14 protein-coding genes and 3 pseudogenes are annotated in these 16,855 nt (G+C 40.2%); 3 read left to right on the forward strand and 14 right to left on the reverse strand.

Going from position 1 to position 16,855, the window contains the following annotated elements; genetic code table 11:
* A pseudogene (locus AC075J_RS11360) lies at positions 1-923 on the forward strand (Glu/Leu/Phe/Val dehydrogenase dimerization domain-containing protein); the annotation flags it as partial.
* A gap of 136 nt (positions 924-1,059) precedes the next feature.
* On the opposite strand, the pseudogene nrdR reads toward AC075J_RS11360, so the two are convergent.
* Positions 1,060-1,508, reverse strand: a pseudogene (nrdR, locus tag AC075J_RS11365) (transcriptional regulator NrdR).
* Between the two features lie 280 nt (positions 1,509-1,788).
* Here nrdR and AC075J_RS11370 point away from each other — a divergent pair.
* Both AC075J_RS11370 and sigG read left to right on the forward strand, forming a co-directional pair.
* Complete coding sequence (locus AC075J_RS11370) at positions 1,789-2,043, forward strand: YlmC/YmxH family sporulation protein (RefSeq protein ID WP_008703528.1); 255 nt, start codon at positions 1,789-1,791, stop codon at positions 2,041-2,043.
* 219 nt (positions 2,044-2,262) lie between these two features.
* On the forward strand, positions 2,263-3,042 hold the full coding sequence (gene sigG / locus AC075J_RS11375) for an RNA polymerase sporulation sigma factor SigG (protein ID WP_022381304.1): 780 nt from the start codon (positions 2,263-2,265) through the stop codon (positions 3,040-3,042).
* 139 nt (positions 3,043-3,181) lie between these two features.
* Here sigG and AC075J_RS11380 read toward each other — a convergent pair whose 3' ends face one another.
* The 13 genes and pseudogenes from AC075J_RS11380 to AC075J_RS11440 all read right to left on the reverse strand — a co-directional run.
* Positions 3,182-6,070 (reverse strand): CDP-glycerol glycerophosphotransferase family protein, encoded by a 2,889-nt coding sequence (locus tag AC075J_RS11380; RefSeq protein WP_476390334.1) that lies wholly within the window; start codon positions 6,068-6,070, stop codon positions 3,182-3,184.
* Positions 6,071-6,277: 207 nt separating this feature from the next.
* Positions 6,278-7,567, reverse strand: a complete 1,290-nt coding sequence (locus tag AC075J_RS11385) for a CDP-glycerol glycerophosphotransferase family protein (RefSeq protein ID WP_119253409.1) — start codon at positions 7,565-7,567, stop codon at positions 6,278-6,280.
* A gap of 10 nt (positions 7,568-7,577) precedes the next feature.
* A complete protein-coding gene (locus tag AC075J_RS11390; RefSeq protein WP_008703533.1) occupies positions 7,578-7,994 on the reverse strand; it encodes an FAD synthase family protein in 417 nt (138 codons plus the stop codon).
* A 60-nt stretch (positions 7,995-8,054) separates the two neighbouring features.
* Positions 8,055-9,314, reverse strand: coding sequence for a CDP-glycerol glycerophosphotransferase family protein (locus AC075J_RS11395; RefSeq protein WP_118331134.1), 1,260 nt, complete (start codon positions 9,312-9,314; stop codon positions 8,055-8,057).
* Entirely contained in the window at positions 9,295-10,329 is a 1,035-nt protein-coding gene (locus AC075J_RS11400; protein WP_025577094.1) for a Stealth CR1 domain-containing protein, read from the reverse strand. Before AC075J_RS11400 ends, AC075J_RS11395 begins: the two co-directional genes overlap by 20 nt.
* Before the next feature lie 7 nt (positions 10,330-10,336).
* A complete protein-coding gene (locus AC075J_RS11405) occupies positions 10,337-11,443 on the reverse strand; it encodes a glycosyltransferase family 1 protein (RefSeq protein ID WP_476390335.1) in 1,107 nt (368 codons plus the stop codon).
* Between the two features lie 62 nt (positions 11,444-11,505).
* Complete coding sequence (locus AC075J_RS11410) at positions 11,506-12,600, reverse strand: acyltransferase family protein (RefSeq protein ID WP_287643260.1); 1,095 nt, start codon at positions 12,598-12,600, stop codon at positions 11,506-11,508.
* A gap of 69 nt (positions 12,601-12,669) precedes the next feature.
* Positions 12,670-13,410 (reverse strand): ABC transporter ATP-binding protein, encoded by a 741-nt coding sequence (locus tag AC075J_RS11415; RefSeq protein WP_118571085.1) that lies wholly within the window; start codon positions 13,408-13,410, stop codon positions 12,670-12,672.
* A gap of 62 nt (positions 13,411-13,472) precedes the next feature.
* The gene (locus tag AC075J_RS11420; RefSeq protein ID WP_008703542.1) at positions 13,473-14,249 is read right to left on the reverse strand and encodes an ABC transporter permease; all 777 of its coding nucleotides are present in this window, start codon (positions 14,247-14,249) and stop codon (positions 13,473-13,475) included.
* Between the two features lie 286 nt (positions 14,250-14,535).
* Positions 14,536-15,462 (reverse strand): TPM domain-containing protein, encoded by a 927-nt coding sequence (locus tag AC075J_RS11425; RefSeq protein ID WP_476390336.1) that lies wholly within the window; start codon positions 15,460-15,462, stop codon positions 14,536-14,538.
* The gene (locus AC075J_RS11430; protein WP_476390337.1) at positions 15,396-15,689 is read right to left on the reverse strand and encodes a hypothetical protein; all 294 of its coding nucleotides are present in this window, start codon (positions 15,687-15,689) and stop codon (positions 15,396-15,398) included. Before AC075J_RS11430 ends, AC075J_RS11425 begins: the two co-directional genes overlap by 67 nt.
* Before the next feature lie 175 nt (positions 15,690-15,864).
* The gene (locus AC075J_RS11435) at positions 15,865-16,491 is read right to left on the reverse strand and encodes a TFIIB-type zinc ribbon-containing protein (protein WP_476390338.1); all 627 of its coding nucleotides are present in this window, start codon (positions 16,489-16,491) and stop codon (positions 15,865-15,867) included.
* A 24-nt stretch (positions 16,492-16,515) separates the two neighbouring features.
* A pseudogene (locus AC075J_RS11440) lies at positions 16,516-16,671 on the reverse strand (SPFH domain-containing protein); the annotation flags it as partial.
* Positions 16,672-16,855 lie beyond the last annotated feature (184 nt).

Here is a 16,855-nt window from a genome sequence, read left to right on the forward strand (position 1 = left end):
CTGACAGAGAAGTTATGGCATTCTGCCAGAGCTTTATGACAGAACTTTCCAAATATATCGGTGCTGACATGGACGTTCCTGCAGGTGATATCGGTGTAGGCGGACGTGAGATTGGTTATCTGTACGGACAGTACAAGAGAAACCGCGGATTATACGAGGGTGTTCTCACAGGTAAAGGTCTTTCCTACGGTGGATCTTTGATTCGTACACAGGCTACAGGATATGGTCTTGTATATATGCTGAACGAAATGGTTAAAGCTAAAAACGACACAATCTCCGGTAAAACTCTCATCGTAACAGGTTCCGGTAATGTTGCCATCTACGCAGTAAGAAAGCTGCCGAACTTGGCGGTAAAGTTGTTGCTATGTGCGACTCCAACGGATATATCTATGATCCGGAAGGAATCAAACTTGACATCGTTAAAGATATCAAAGAAGTAAAACGTGGACGTATCAAAGAATACGCAGATCGCGTAGAAGGCGCTACTTATACAGAAGGAAAAGGTATCTGGAACATCAAATGTGATATCTATCTTCCATGCGCAACTCAGAATGAGCTTGACCTTGATGCTGTTAAGATCCTTATTGCAAACGGATGCAAATATGTTGCAGAAGGTGCAAATATGCCTACTACCGCGAGGCAACTGATTACCTTATGGCAAACGGTGTAACATTTATGCCTGGTAAAGCAGCTAATGCCGGTGGTGTTGCTACTTCCGCACTTGAAATGTGCCAGAACTCTGCAAGACTTTCCTGGACAGCAGAAGAAGTTGATACAAAACTTCATCAGATCATGGTTGATATCTTCCATAAAGTTGATGATGCTTCCAAGCGTTATGATATGGAAGGCAACTATGTTGCAGGCGCTAATACGCAGGCTTCGAGAAAGTTGTAGATGCTATGATCGCTCAGGGTATTGTTTAATTTATTTTAGTTAATTACCCCCATAAAAATACACATAAAGAGCCGGCGGGATATTATTCTCGTCGGCTCTTTATATTTGCCCGTAAATCCTTTCACACAGAGCATTCATACATTACTGTTCACACAGAACTCTTATTTAATTCATAAACTTCTTCAGCTCGTCCATAAAAGTACTGACATCTTTAAATTCTCTGTATACAGACGCAAAACGTACATAAGCAACTGCATCCAGATCTTTCAAATGTTCCATAACGATCTCACCAATTCTGGTGCTGGAAATCTCTTTCTCTTCGGTATTAAAGATTTCTCCCTCTATGGCATCCATCATCTCTTCAATCTTATCTACGGATATTGGTCTTTTATAGCAGGCTCTCAGAATTCCCGACTGAATTTTACTGCGATTATACTGTTCTCTGTTCTGATCTTTTTTGATCACAGTAAGCGGAATACTTTCCACCTTTTCATATGTGGTAAATCTCCTTCCGCAGGCATGGCACAAACGACGGCGACGGATAGAATTCGTATGTCTACCGGTCTGGAATCAACTACTCTCGTATTATCCTGATTACAAAATGGACACTTCATACGACGTCCCCCTTTAATTCGTATTACTGTTTTCTGCTTATGTACTATATACTTGATTCGGTTAAACGGCTACAAATACGTTACTGTTCACTCCATTCTCAGTAACACAAATACAAACAGTTATATATAGTTTTATTATACTGTATTTCTATTTAAGGTGTCAATAAAAGGACTTGCATAAATTTTTGCAAAAATACATAAATTGTTATCAAACGCATATCAGATTCTGAAAGCATTGGCACGACAGTCTGATTTTAACCGGAAGGACTGTATCTGATTTATGAAAATCTGTGAATTAAAGCAAAAAGAAGTAATTAATATCTGTACCTGCCGCAGTCTCGGATGTCCCATTGATGCGGAATTTGACTGCAAAAGCAGTCAACTCACTGCCCTTATACTTCCAGGCCCCGGAAGATTCTGCTGCCTGTTCGGACGTGATAATGAATATATCATTCCCTGGGAATGTATCAGCCAGATCGGGGACGATATCATCCTTGTGAAAATAGACGAAGAAAAATGTTTCCATAAAGGCTGATATTTCACCGCAGAGAATTGTCAAGGACCTATATTTTTTATATTTTCCCGGTCAAAGTATAAATCCACTGCTATATGAGAATCATTCTTACTGAAGTATATGACAACTATTCGGCAGCCACTGTCCTTTTTTTATTTCCTGAAATGATTTCGGAGGATCCTGGCTCATATCTGCGAATAGTCGGTTTACATCCAGAGATAATAAGGAGGATTCAATAAGATGGCACTGAACAAAGTTGAAATCTGCGGAGTCAATACGTCGAAACTTCCTGTTCTTACAGCAGAAGAAAAAGCGGAACTGTTCAGACGGATCAAAAGCGGCGATGAACAGGCACGTGAATTGTACATTAAAGGAAATCTACGTCTTGTTCTCAGCGTAATACGACGATTTCAGAACAGCAGCGAAAATGCCGATGACCTTTTTCAGATCGGATGTATTGGTCTGATCAAGGCCATTGACAACTTTGATACCACTTTACAGGTAAAATTTTCCACTTATGCAGTTCCAATGATCATAGGCGAAATCAGGCGATATCTCAGGGATAACAACAGTATCCGCGTCAGCCGTTCTCTTCGTGATATTGCATACAAAGCAATCTATACCCGCGAAAATTATATGAAGCAGCACCTGAAAGAACCTACAGTTACCGAAATTGCACAGGAAATTGGTATCGAAAAAGAAATGATCGTATATGCCCTTGATGCTATCCAAAATCCTGTGAGTCTCTTTGAACCGGTCTATACAGAAGGCGGTGATACTCTTTATGTCATGGATCAGATCAGTGACAAAAAAAACAAAGAAGAACGCTGGATTGAAAATCTTGCTCTCCGCGAAGCTATGCAGAGGCTGAACAGCCGCGAAAAGCATATCATAGAACTGCGCTTCTACGAAGGAAAGACGCAGATGGAAGTAGCTCAGGAAATCGGCATCTCCCAGGCACAGGTCAGCCGTCTCGAAAAAAATGCACTGAAATCCATGCGTAATTATCTGCGTCCATAAAATGATAATTCAAGATCCGTATTCAGAAAAGCAGCCTGGCCCAATACCTGCCAGACTGCCTTACATATCTTTTAAAATATACCGTTTTCCGCCTCTTTTCAATGAGGTTCTGATCTGTCTGTGAAGCTTTAATGAAGCTTTAACACTTCAACAAATTCTGCCAGTTTTCTATATTAAATATCTGCTTCACATCCAGAGCCCCTGACATTGCAGGAAAGAACTTCTTCATATCAGTAAGTACCAGAGCATAGTCGAACTTTGACATTCCGATCATCCTGCGAAGCTCACGCCTGTAAAAATCCAGAAGCATCTCCGGCACTTCTGTTTTCTTAGATTTCATAAACTTTTTATGACATACATATTCTTCGTCCGTAGCCGGGTAGGAACGCTTCCAGTATAAAACCCTGATTTCTTTTGGCAGACTATTCAATTTCTCAGAAGACTCCTCTTCTTTTGCACCATTCCCGATCAACGTCACATCAAAATGCTCATAATCCACTTTGTTCAGAAATTCATAGAATGCCTCTGTCTCCTGTGTATCACTGAAATCTCCTGCATATACCAGAAGTTTTACTTTATCTGTCTGATTCAGATATACCGGATTTACCGGTTCTTTTCCATCAAGCAGGACTTCTGCTATACGTTTGCATGCTTTTCCATCATCTCTCGGACATATCTGTTCTCTTGCTTTTTCATACTTCTCTTTACAGGAAGCAGCCACTCCCGGAAGATCCTTCAGAAGTTCACCAAGCTTCTCAGGGGTAGACACTGCCGGTCCCGGAAGTTTGTCAAATCCGAAGTACAGACCTCTGTAATCTTCAAAGTTCTCCGCATCCGGCACATAAAACAGAATCGGTTTTCCTGTCAGCATGAAATCATAAAAAATACTGGAATAATCAGAAATCAGTACATCTGTCACTGACAAAATCTCATTTGTATCCATTGTTGCAGGAATAAATTTTGTCTGCGCATCACCAGGTTCCATGGCATTCTCTTTCATATAGTGATATACGATCTGATGAAGCTTGACAAAGATCTGATATTCATTTGTATCTATACTGTTCTCCATTACATTGATCAGTTTATAGACATCCTGCAAATCTGTATCCGGACGGCTGTATTGTTCGCCTCTCCATGTCGGTGCATAAAGAATAATCTTTTTATCTTCCTTTACGTCCACTCCGCAATCCTTAAGTTCCTGTATCACTTCTGCTCTGTCACTGTCAAAAAGCTTATCATTACGTGGGAAGCCCTCTTCCAGCACTGTGCCTTCATACAGATTCTGCATTTTATACGAATCTTTGTATGCTGTCTTTGTCATATAAGGTCCGGAGGAAACTATATAATCTGCACTGAGCAGATTTCTTGCTGTATTTCCCTGAGAAATATTTGCTCCCGGAATATCAAATCCCATATTCTTCAGAGGAGTTCCATGCCAGGTATCGATCAGTACCTGACCTTCTCTTTTAAGGAAATAGCTTGGAAAGCTTACATTATTTACCAGATATTTCACTGTCGCAAGTTCTTTACAATATTCCTTTGATTTATATTTTACAAATCGCACGTTCGGATATTTTTCGTATTTTTCAATTTGTTTTCTGTTATCCTCGAAGTCCTCAAACACCCAGATATGGGTATAATCCTGATACTCTTCTTTTTCAAGAAGATACAAAAACAGAGCATAAGGATTACAGATCATACCACGTCCGCCAAAAGCTTCATAAAGAATTGTATTATCTCTTATCTGGTATTCCTTTACAAACTCGGCATAGCTGGTTCTAAGCGGATATTTCTCCCTGCACTCCAGAATCTGTTCTTCATTTTTCATATAAAAGGTCTTGATTCCCATTACACGATTAAAAAGACGATTCCACTCTTTAACTGCCTTCTCAATGGCAAAGTCCTCAGATTTCCAGATTGCATTTCTGGACATCTCTCTGCGGAGTTCTTCATCATGTGCCAGCTTCAGCATCGCATCTGTAAATTTCTTTGTATCAAAAGCTTCCGGCAGGTATCCTGTTTTTCCATCATCGATGATCAGATCCATCGCTCCTGTATGGAATGCGATGACAGGAAGACCAAATTCAAAGGCTTCCATGATAACCATCGGCCATCCTTCCCACCTGGACGGAAGAAGGAAAACAGAAGAATTCAGGTAATACTTCTCCGGCTCATTTGTATAACCGACAAAATTAACTCTGTCCTCAATACCACGTCTCTTTGCATCCGCCACAATCTGATTCCAGAGATCACCGGCTCCGATAATATCCAGCTGCCATTCATCATCCTGCTTACAGAACTCTTCAAAAGATTCCATCATCAGATCAAGACCCTTGGCATATACAAATCGTGTAGCCATAAGGAAACGCTTGGATTTTGGGTCGCATTTTCTCTCACTCACGAAGCTTCGGGGATTAATTTTAACTTCTGTATCAATATCCAGAAATTTTTTGTAATCGCGCTTATCATAGTCACTGAGAACAATGTATCTGTCCAGCTTCGGCAGATATTCCTGGAGCAGACATTCCTGTTTCCAGAATACGACATTAGGAACATCAAGATATCCGGCATAACAGTTATGCTGCCATCCGATTGTCTTTGCATTCAGCTCCGGCGCCAGCATACCCAGACGAAGGCTTAAACTTGCAGTTGTGATAATAATATCATAATTCTGCTCATTTAAATATTTTACCCATTTTTCTCTGGTCTTTTTCGGGAAAATCGCATCTGCCAGAATATCATTATATTTTTCTTTATTAAAAATCCCATATTTGGCATTCAGTTTCTGAACAAGATAACGCCAGCAGAAAGCCGGTGTATGATGTCGATTGACAAACTCATTATTATCAATAAAGTCAACCTTGATATCCTCACTCATATGATACATATTCCGGTCTTCTTTAAATCTGTCCTGATATACCATGATCGTCACATCATGCTCTTTTACAAGTTCATTCGCAAGAAGTGTGACAACTCGCTTAGTTCCGCCAAGATCAAATATCTTGGTGCACCAAATACATATTTTCATTTATCTTTTTCTCCTGTTATGACTTTCTGATATCTGTATCCTATAGCAATTCCATAAAATAATACAATCAAGGCAGTTCAGCAGAGTGTGAAGGACAAGGAAGATATCTGCAGGCGTGCTGACGCACGGCAAAGATATCTGACGCAGGACTTCACGCTATGATGGACTGGATTGTTTGCAATAATTTATGGAATTGCTATAATATCATTACATTGTAATGTTAAAATAATCCAACACACGCTGGCAGTAATTGTCACACACATTATGTGTTTTTGCTCTTACACTGGCACGCTGTTCTTTATAATTATCTTTTCCGTTTTTAATATCCAGGATGAAATTCTCAAAATCCTGCATATTATACATATGTTCGCCAGGCATATATTCCAACGGATCATCAAACACCCATCCTCTGGATTCCGTATAAGCCTCATAATCATCCAGTGTGAATCCAAGCGGTCTGTCTAACAGCAGATAATCGATCGCAACAGAAGAATAGTCAGAAACCAGCGCATCCGAACAGTTGATAAACTCATAAAGCTGCAGTCCGTTATCCGCAAGATCTCTGTTCTCCAGATAAACAATATTGGTAAGGACATTCTCACCAAAATCATAAGGTACCTGAAGGTAATGCTTCTTGATAACAATAAGAATATGATTCTCCTTACAGAACTTATTCAGTTCCAGAAGCTTATCTGCATCATCAATGATAGGAATATTGAATTCATTATTTAAGGTTTCCTCGTTCAGACGCTCACTGGAAGCATGTCTGTAGGTTGGCATCCACAGGATCAGTTTCTCGCTGTCTGTTTCCTTCAGAAGTTTCTTTTTATATTCATCTGCACGTTCACTGCCCTTAAGCATCATATCATAACGGGGATATCCAAACGAGAGCAGTTTTTTGGAAGTACATCCAAAAAATTCCATTTTGGTCTTAATAAAAATGTCCCCCGGTACCAGGCAATAATCAAAGAAAACCTTACGCCCGTTCTTATTTGCCTTGTAACCACAGCCATGCCAGAGATCGATAAAGAGCTGATTTCTTCTCGACATACCAATCCAGTTAAAAGCCTGGGTGTAAAAAATATATTTTGATGTCAGTGCATATTTATATGCTTCTGCTCTTCGGATCGTGGAACCGTTCTTAAAGTTCTGCACAAATTTCACATTTTCAAACTGATATTCTTTATATTTAGACGGTTCATGGACCAGCCATACAATCTCATATTTTTTGTTGTATCCTTTCTCAATAAGATAGTCAAACAAAGCACGACCATTATCCGTAAAATCATCATTTGTTTCAAAGAGCATTCTATTCTCTACAAGTGCAGGGGGGAATTTCTTAAGGCGTCTGATCTTGCGATTATCATATAATCCATAGGTCACAGTTGCCCATGTCTCCTGCAACATGGCTTTTCTTCCCTTTTGAACTCTGACCTTGTTAATCTTGTTAATGGATTTTTTCAGTTTTTTTATTTTCTTTTTTATTCTTTTTTTCATATCTGGCTCCCTAGAATTCTTTTAATTTCTCACGAAGCATCGTTGAGGATGTATCTTTGGTATATGGCAGAAATACCAGCTTAGCGCCCAGCTCTTCCATTTCTTTTCCGGTCTTTTCCCAACGTGCATTGCCCTTCCAGTCATCTCCGATATAGATTTCATTAAAGTGGACTTTTTCCCATACCTGCTTTTTGTCCAGGGTTGTCGTCACGATCACCTCATCAACATATCTGATGGCCCGTACAATCTCTGCCCTTTCTTCCAGCGGAACGATCGGTCTTTTGTTTTTATATGACTCTACCAGATCATCCGCATTCACACCGACAATCAGATAATCGCAATGTTTTTTTGCATTTCTGATCAGGTTCAGATGTCCTATATGAAACATATCAAAGGTTCCCTGTGTATATCCTATTTTTTTCTCCATTACATTCTCCCTGTTTTATTGCATTAATAGATAACTGTTCTCTTCGCATTCATATAACAGCTACAATTGTAAATAATCTGCAAGCCTTTTGCAATAGTTTTCTGTTTTATTGTGCATCTGTTTCAGATTCTTTGCTCTCTCCTGCCGGTAACTGTCTGTTCCATCAGTCAGATGTTTCATAAATTTTCTGATATCACAGGCATTATAGATTTTCTCACCCGGCATATATTCCAGCGGATCTTTAAATACAAATCCCCTTTTTTCTTTATATATATTGTAATCCGCAAGCACATATCCAAGCGGTCTGTCCAACAGCAGATAATCTACTGCCACTGACGAGTAATCAGAGAGCAGACCGTCGCTGATCCCTATCAGTTCATAAAGTTTTATCTGTTTTTTCTCCAACAGGGCTTCCGCAACATAACGTATATTGGTAAACTCCTGTTCATTCTCATCCCATTCCGTCTGAAGCGGATGCTTCTTTATGATCAGAATAATCTCCTGCTCCCTTAGATAACTGTCCAGTTCTTTCAGCTCGTTCATATTCTGTATTGCCGGAAGCTGACAGGGAAGCTCAATTTCATTTTCCGCACACCCTCCCAGATCACTTTTTCTGAAAGTCGGCATCCACAGAACAGCTTTTTTCCCTTTCCATCCGAACAGACTGTCCAGAATTTCATCCTTACTCATTGACGGATGCAGCATCCAGTCATATCTGGGATATCCCATCATTAACAGCCTGTCCGGTTCGCAGTTCCATAGTCCGGATTTCGTTTTCACAAATACCGGTCCGGGAACAAGTGCATAGTCAAAATCAGGCTTTATATTCTGTTTTTTCTTTCCCTGCTCTGCATCTTTATAACCGCACCCATGCCACAGATTTACAACTGTCTGTCCTTTACACCGATACCTGTTCAGTCCTGCACTGTTATGAGAATAAAAGAAAAATCCGGCTGTAGCACCATAATAATATGCCAGCGGACTACTCCATCCATATTTATTTTCAGCAGTTACAAATTTTACATTTCCGGTATTCTGATTTCTGAATTTTCTTTTTTCAGAGACCAGCCAGATGATCTCATATTTTTTATTATACCCGGAACTTATAAGATATTCATAAAAAGCTTCCGGATTATCTGTGCAGTCCATCATTTCCCGATTTTTAAACACAAGCCGGTTTTTCTTTACTTTTCCAAAACGCACAGTCAGCTTTCCAATGACCTGCTGCTCTGTTTTTGTCATAAAACGACCGATATAGTGCAGGATCATTCCGAAAAAGCCCAGCCTTTCCGTATATTTTTTAATCGCACTTTTTGTCATACATGCCTCCGGAATCTTTGTAAGATAATTCAAATGCAGACTTTTCGGGAAGGATACTCTCAAAAGAATCTTTGATATTTCTTTTCTGTTGTCTGAAATCTCCTATATTTTCCGTATCATTTATACACAATATTTTACACTTCTGATTTCTGAGTACATCATGTATCTGCCGGTCGTGAAGACCTATGGTAAAAAATTTCCCGATTTTCGGTGATTGAGGTTCATATTTTCCCTCCATATACTGCCAGTATTTCATCACATACTGATTTACATCCCCCGGAGAACGGAATCGTGTCCTGCATACTCTGTCCAGCACTTCACCTTCTTCCCTCCACACTTCTTCAAAGGTACTCTTCAAAAAAGAGCTTGAGATATGAGAATATTTAAAACTGGAAAACTCCCTGTACGGAAGCATCAGCATATTTCTGAATACCATTTTTCCATATGCAGGATGAAACCATTTTTTCCAGTTTCTGCCAATCACTTCTCTCTTTGAATAATGCATATTTACAAGTGCCGCATTGTTCATAAGAATGCAGGCAAACGGATTATTGATATCATCCTGTACCAACGCTGTTTCTATACAATAGTCTCTTGGAAGACCATTTCTGAAAAAGTCTTCCGGTTCCATTTTATTTATGATGAAGGTATCATCATTAAAATATACAAACTGTTCGGATAAACCTCGGATCCGATGCATATTCAGTTCAATGGGATGACTGCTGAATGTGGGCAGATACTGCTTCGGAATATAATCCTCGTGTTTTACAACTGTCAGCTTCGGATGATCTGTATTCAGCCATGAAGGGATATGCCCCCATGTCACAAAATATATATGATTCACCCATGGCGCAAATTTTTCAACACCTCTGAACCAGTACTGCAGATTTTCCCAGTCCCGAAATCTGCTGTCCTGTGTCTGGTCATTTTTAATTCCCAGATACTCATTTCTCTGCTTTATCCAGGCTGAGTCTGATCCATCCACCCATGGCAATACAAAATCAATCTTGTCCATCTGTAATTTACCTCGTATGATAATATAAATCTTTCAAACGTTTTGCCTCTGTCTCAATGTTAAAATGCGTATCTGACAGCCGCTTCTTTATCAGATCAGCCGCTTCTCTGTTCATAGAACTCATTGCCATCACTGCTGCCGCCCACTGTATATTATCTCTGTCAAGTGACAGCCTTCTGACTCTCTCAGGAAAAACAACTGCCTCCTCAGACACCGCCTCTGACATCACGCAGGCAAGTCCATTTGCCTGGGCTTCAATAAGCGCAAATGGCACACCCTCAAAAACAGACGGAAACAGAAAAACATCCATAGCAGATAAATACCTGCGGATATTCTCCTGTTTACCGGCAAAATATACCTTATCTTCCAGTCCTTTCTGCACTGTTTTCTCTTTTATCTCTTTGTACAGACCTTCCTTTGGACCTACCAGACACAGCATCACATCTTTTTTTTCGGAAACGATCTGTTGAAAAATATCAAGCATTCTGTCATGATTCTTCGGAATATCAAATCTTCCTACATGACCGATCACTGTTTTATTTTCCCATCCCAGTTCCTTTCTGAGTGAATCTCTGTCTTTTTCTGAAAAACTGAACTTCTCTGCCTGAATGGCATTATTGATCAACGTAACCTGACCGCTTTGGAAAGCTTTATCTCCAAACAGCCACCTGCCCGCCATTTCTCCGCATGCAATCCTGTCAGTAGCATATTTTGCAATCTTTGGTCTGTTCCAGTTGTCCATGATTTTTCTGATCAGTCCGGGACAGGAAGAGCTGTGGCTGTGCGCAATTATCTTTGGCACTTTCATTGTATGAGCCACACGTAACGGAACAATATTTGCAGCTGAAAGCATATTTACATGTACTGCATCATATTTTGTTTCTTTTAATATTTTTTTCAGTTCTTTTATATAGCCCTGATAGTTCTTTTTTACATTTGGAATATAGTCAATCCTTCCACCCAGTTTCCTGATTTCCTCTTCATATGCAATTTTATCATACATACACACAAAATCAAACTGTATATCCATATGCACCAGAACTCTATAGTAATTCATCACAAATGCTTCCAGACCTCCGGCAACATTTCCCATTCCAATCTGCAGTATTTTCATGATACGCTCTCCCATCCGTCACTATTGTCCACTCTGAATCCTATTGCGATCCTCTCGAAAAATCATTCCCGTACCGCATAATGTTCCGTCACCTTTTTCTTTAACAGCCGTATCAGTTTCTGATATCCTGTAATCTTCTTAAGAAAATCCAGGCAGTAACTGATTCCCAGCGAAATCACAAGAACTGCAACAGGAATCAGCCAGAATTTTTTTAATGCAAATACATATTTTCCCAGAGAATCTCTCACAAATGTATGTACCAGCCAGATGTTCATGGAATGCTTGCCCAGATACTGAAGGAACAAGGATACAGGCGTAATCCTGAACAAATATTCAACGCAAAAGAGAATCAGCAGGAATGGAACAAGTGCATACCGAAATTCCCAGAAAATTTTCAGGTCGATTTTATGGTACAGGAAAAGGCCGGCACACAGTAAAGCAGACAAACAGATGAATTTTAATTTTTTCCGACTGTATTCATGCAATTTTTGAAAGAAATTATATTTACAGCATAACATTCCTGCCACAAATATCAAAAGAAATGAATATGGCTTTGAGCCTCCCTGAAATCCAATACCTAAAATTCTCGGAAGCAAAAAGATAACTGCAATACAGAATATGCCTCCAAATTTCTCAATCGTCCCATCTAACAGAGGAAGCAATATAATAAATACAAACGCAGCACTCATATACCACCATGCCCCGTTAAGACTTTCAGTCTCCAAAAGTCTGGAGATTCCCAGTATATCTGCAAATACGGCGAATCCTCTTTCATAAAAGGTTTCTCCCCACTTGCTCGGATCCTTAAGTCTAAGTCCAAAGTAAATAAGATAGGATACAGCTGCAGTAAACCAGAATCCGGACATAGTGGAAAGAAGATGTCCGGATATCCATTCTGATACTGCATACTTTTCTTTATTTTTCATTTTAGCCGAATATCCATACAACAGCCCGTAACCGGATACAAATGCAAATATTGCCACGCAGATCTTACAGCATTCCGCAATAGCAACAAGCTGTTCTGTTGTCAGCCCGCACAGATCCACCTGATATCTTTCGATTCTGTCTGCAAGACGATAGCAGTGGTGAAAGATCAGCAGTAACACTGCAAGACCTTTTAAAGCTGCTGAATCTTCTTTTTTTAATCCGTTTGTCATATACTCCTCCGGATATTTCTGACTTCTTAAATTTTTTCTCTGTCAGACAGATATCTCTGTCTGTCCCTGTCAGTTAGTCATTTTCTCATACTGTTCAGAAATCGTATCAATATCTCCGTAAGCGATCAGTTTTCCTTTTTCAAGGATCATCGCCTTATTGCAGATTCTCTGAACCTGCGCCAGAGAATGAGAGACAAACAACACTGTTACACCCGAATCAAACATGCTGAGTACTTTCTTCTCACTCTTCTTACGGAATTTCGCATCACCTACAGATAATACCTCATCCAATATCAGAATTTTAGGAGACACCACTGTAGCAATCGAAAATCCAAGCCTGGATTTCATACCTGATGAATAATTCTTGATCGGCACATCAATAAAATCCTTCAGTTCAGAAAATTTCACGATCTCATCATACTTCTCATCAATAAATTCTTTGGAATATCCAAGCATTGCTCCGTAAAGATAAATATTTTCCTTTCCTGTATACTGTGGATCAAAGCCTGCACCCAGTTCCAGAAGCGGAACCATCTTCCCATGTTTTGTAACTGAACCTTCTGTTGGTTTGAAAACGCCTGCGATAACCTTAAGAAGCGTACTCTTTCCTGCACCATTCAGTCCGAGGATTCCTACCCTGTCTCCTTTTTCCACTGTAAAGCTCACATTCTGCAAAGCCCAGAATTCATTATATTTAATCTCTTTTTTAATTGACTTGATAATATAATCTTTCAGACTGTCTACTTTCTCTTTGCTGAGATTAAATTTCATACTCACATTATCAACAATAATCGCTGGTTGTTTGCTCATTTTTTCTCCTTATTTTTCAAAAATAATTCGTTCCGCTGCCCTGCAGCTTTCTGTCTCAGTTCTCAGATGTAAAGAATAAAATCATCCTGTTTCTTCTTGAAGCAGAATAATCCAATCACCATTGCCACAACGGAAAAGATAAGTGCATATGCAAAATAATGAATATTCATCGCTTTTCCAAATACTGAACATCTGAAAATATCAATCACACAATACAATGGGTTATATTTCAGTATCCATGCCCATCCACTCTTCAAAAGCTTTTCAGGATAATAGAAAATCGCACATGTATACATAACCAGCATAAGTGCTACAGACCAGAGATATTCCATATCTCTGAAAAATACACCTATTGTTGCCAGGATCATTCCGCATCCATATGACATAATAAGAATCAGTATCAGTGCGATTGGTGCCTGAAGCAGATAGAACGTAGGCTTTACACCAAGTATCACACTCACCATTGCCAGTACGATCAGTGAGATCAGAAAGATCACATAGTTAAAAAGCACACTGGACAGCGGATACAAATATTTGGGTACGTATACCTTTTTGATCATTGCCGAGTTCTGACGTATAGATTTCAAAGCGGCCTTGGTGGACTGTGAAAAGAAACTGTACAGGAGTCGTCCGGTCAGGATATATACAGGAAAAGTCCTGTCTGTGTTTCCATACAAAGTACCAAATACAATTGTAAGCACGATCATGGTAAGCAGCGGCTCCAGCATAGACCATATCATTCCCAGATAAGAACGTCTGTATTTCAGCTTAATCCCTTTTTTTACCAGTTCTGACAGAAGAAACCGGTATTGCATAAAATTATCAACGTATTTTTTCATGTCCTCTCCATTATTTCTGTTTTTTATTTCATTTTATAATTCTTTTGTGCAGAAATCTGTTATCGTCAGGCGGATATTTACAATCCGCTTCGCAGTTTATTTTCTTTTTGCCGGACAACTGTCTCTACACAAAACAAACCACCTTGTACTGTATCATATTCTCTGATGTCTTGCAACCGGTATCCGTAATTTTGCGCAAAATAAAATCCCAATCTTTCCTGTCATTTTATGGTTATCCCATAAAATAATATAAAAGATCAGGATTTTTATATGTCATGCCAGTCAGTTAAAATGATCCACTGGAACCCCCATGCGTCTCACCCGAAGAACTTGTATGGGTACTGCTTCCACCGCCACCGGAACTCTCTTCCTTCGGCTTCGCCGTACGTGTGACCTTATGATACAGAAATATGTCCCGGCTTCTGTTAATATGAAGACTTCCGTCTTTCATATAATCTGCTGCATCCGGCTTCATATGTACAGTCTTCATCCGGCTTCTCATTACTCCGGTTACGATCAGCGCGATCACAAATCCGACCACAAGCGAAATGAGAAATATCATATAAAAAGGGATGGTTTCCTTCGGCAGATTTTCTACATCGTACGGTTCTGTGCTCTGTGCCTGAATGATAAATTCTTCGCACAGATCAGCAAACTTCATAAAGCCCTCATAATACTCACCATCGGATAAATATGACCCAAAATTATCCGTCATATATTCCTGTCCTGCATCAGTAAAAATCTGAATAGCCTCTCCATGTGTGGAGATACACCACTTACGTTCTGACATGGTTATCAAAAACAATATACCACTCTTGTCCTCTCCCATGCCATAGTCATTATAATCAAAGAAATCATCTGCATAATCCTGCGGAACTGCACCATCCAGAGTCTCCTCTGTGACAACCACAACATCACAGCCGTAGTCCTCGCTGACCTGATCCAGTTTCGCCTCCAGTTCTTCTTCCTGCCCATCATCTAGCAGATCTGCAAAATCTGCCAGCCTTTCTGTATGCACTTCTTCTGCCGCATAAGCGTTTTCTGAAAATGCTTCCGTCACAAATCCTGTTGTACCTGATACAGTAAGGACAGAAGCCAGAAATACAGGTATGATCTTTTTCTTTTCAGCATACTCTTCGTCCTCCCCTAAAAAATCAGCAGTCCGGCAAGGCACAAAGCAACCGTCAATACAGCGGTCAGTCCGGCAAACCATTTCAGATAAATTCCCCTGTCAATCGGAAGGTCTCCTGTCATTTTTCCGGTTTGTCCGTTCATTGCAAATATATATTTCTTATCTTTCCATGTTGTATTCAGAATCCATACCGGATACAGTGCATACTGTGCTTTTCCGCCTGAAATATTTACGTTTGTATTTTCGGGAACAACAGAAGCATAACCCTTCACTGTATCTGCCAGTACTTCCTCTGCGCTCTTTTTCATACGGTCATGTGCCCTGTTGATGCTCTCTTTTTCACTGACATCATATTTATACCCAGATATCCTGAAAGATATGCGGTCTGAAAATCCACAGACTCTGAAATTTTAAATGGTTCAATGGATTCCATCAAATCATCTGCTATTTTTTCTTATCCACTGACAGGTACAGAAGCGAATGTCATCTCTCCACTTCTCTCCGCTCCACAGAATAGTAACTGGGCTCCGTATAATCATAATCATTGTCACTCCACATTCTTACCTTTGTGGCCTTATAACGCACATCAGCATCAACATCCCCGTCAAAAAGCCAGAACGGAACATACAGCCCCTTAATCTCATCAATATGATTTTCCCTGCGAAATGCTTTTGGCAAAAATGTTCTTCCCTTAATATGCCTGTAATATGCTTCTTTTGCCGCTTTCTTATCCAATTTGAACGGAATCACCAGATCCGGCCTTAATGCACCTTTAAACTTCTCTGTCATAATTACGGGATTTCCAGAATACGGACAATTTGATGCTCCTGTATTCTCATCTGCGATAATCTCACCACCACAGGACTGACAGGTATAGACATTCATTCCATCTGTCTCACCTTCCTGCCATTCTCCACCGGCATCTGTCTGCCATCCTGACAGATCATCCTGCTGTCCGGCTTCACGCTCCATCTGCGCATCCAGTTCTTTTAATGTCTCAAGTTCAAATTCTGTATCACAGTATGGACACTTCATTTTCTGGGACTCACTGTCGGGTCCCATTGCACCGCCACAGGCAGGGCATTTATATGTCTGCTTCAGATCAGACATAGACATTTCTCCCCCTGCTGTATTTTACTGTCTTGGCTTTGCACATTCTGCACAGAACGCTCCTGTATCTACCGCACCACAGCTACATGTCCACTTTCCGGTCGGTCTTGGGCTTCCGCATTCAGAACAGAATTTACCGGTATTTACTGCGCCGCAGCTGCATATCCACTCTTCCCGCTGCGGTTTCGGTTTACCACATTCAGAGCAGAATTTTCCTGTATTCTCTGCACCACATTAACGACATTTCCATGTTCCTGCCCCGGATGCCGGCTGCATATTCTGTGCTGCCTGTTGCTGTGCTGCCTGCTGCTGTGCCCCCATCTGATAGAGATTGTGCGTATTCGCCTACCACCTGCCTGGCCTG

The organism is Blautia sp. ZXY-1-C6 (assembly GCF_056339875.1).

Bases quoted from the DNA above. Each gene is read 5' to 3' on its own strand.
- AC075J_RS11370 (WP_008703528.1), top strand. From the start codon at position 1,789: ATGAAAATCTGTGAATTAAAGCAAAAAGAAGTAATTAATATCTGTACC.
- sigG (WP_022381304.1), top strand. From the start codon at position 2,263: ATGGCACTGAACAAAGTTGAAATCTGCGGAGTCAATACGTCGAAACTT.
- AC075J_RS11380 (WP_476390334.1), bottom strand. From the start codon at position 6,070: ATGAAAATATGTATTTGGTGCACCAAGATATTTGATCTTGGCGGAACT.
- AC075J_RS11385 (WP_119253409.1), bottom strand. From the start codon at position 7,567: ATGAAAAAAAGAATAAAAAAGAAAATAAAAAAACTGAAAAAATCCATT.
- AC075J_RS11390 (WP_008703533.1), bottom strand. From the start codon at position 7,994: ATGGAGAAAAAAATAGGATATACACAGGGAACCTTTGATATGTTTCAT.
- AC075J_RS11395 (WP_118331134.1), bottom strand. From the start codon at position 9,314: ATGACAAAAAGTGCGATTAAAAAATATACGGAAAGGCTGGGCTTTTTC.
- AC075J_RS11400 (WP_025577094.1), bottom strand. From the start codon at position 10,329: ATGGACAAGATTGATTTTGTATTGCCATGGGTGGATGGATCAGACTCA.
- AC075J_RS11405 (WP_476390335.1), bottom strand. From the start codon at position 11,443: ATGAAAATACTGCAGATTGGAATGGGAAATGTTGCCGGAGGTCTGGAA.
- AC075J_RS11410 (WP_287643260.1), bottom strand. From the start codon at position 12,600: ATGACAAACGGATTAAAAAAAGAAGATTCAGCAGCTTTAAAAGGTCTT.
- AC075J_RS11415 (WP_118571085.1), bottom strand. From the start codon at position 13,410: ATGAGCAAACAACCAGCGATTATTGTTGATAATGTGAGTATGAAATTT.
- AC075J_RS11420 (WP_008703542.1), bottom strand. From the start codon at position 14,249: ATGAAAAAATACGTTGATAATTTTATGCAATACCGGTTTCTTCTGTCA.
- AC075J_RS11425 (WP_476390336.1), bottom strand. From the start codon at position 15,462: ATGGTTTGCCGGACTGACCGCTGTATTGACGGTTGCTTTGTGCCTTGC.
- AC075J_RS11430 (WP_476390337.1), bottom strand. From the start codon at position 15,689: ATGAAAAAGAGCGCAGAGGAAGTACTGGCAGATACAGTGAAGGGTTAT.
- AC075J_RS11435 (WP_476390338.1), bottom strand. From the start codon at position 16,491: ATGTCTGATCTGAAGCAGACATATAAATGCCCTGCCTGTGGCGGTGCA.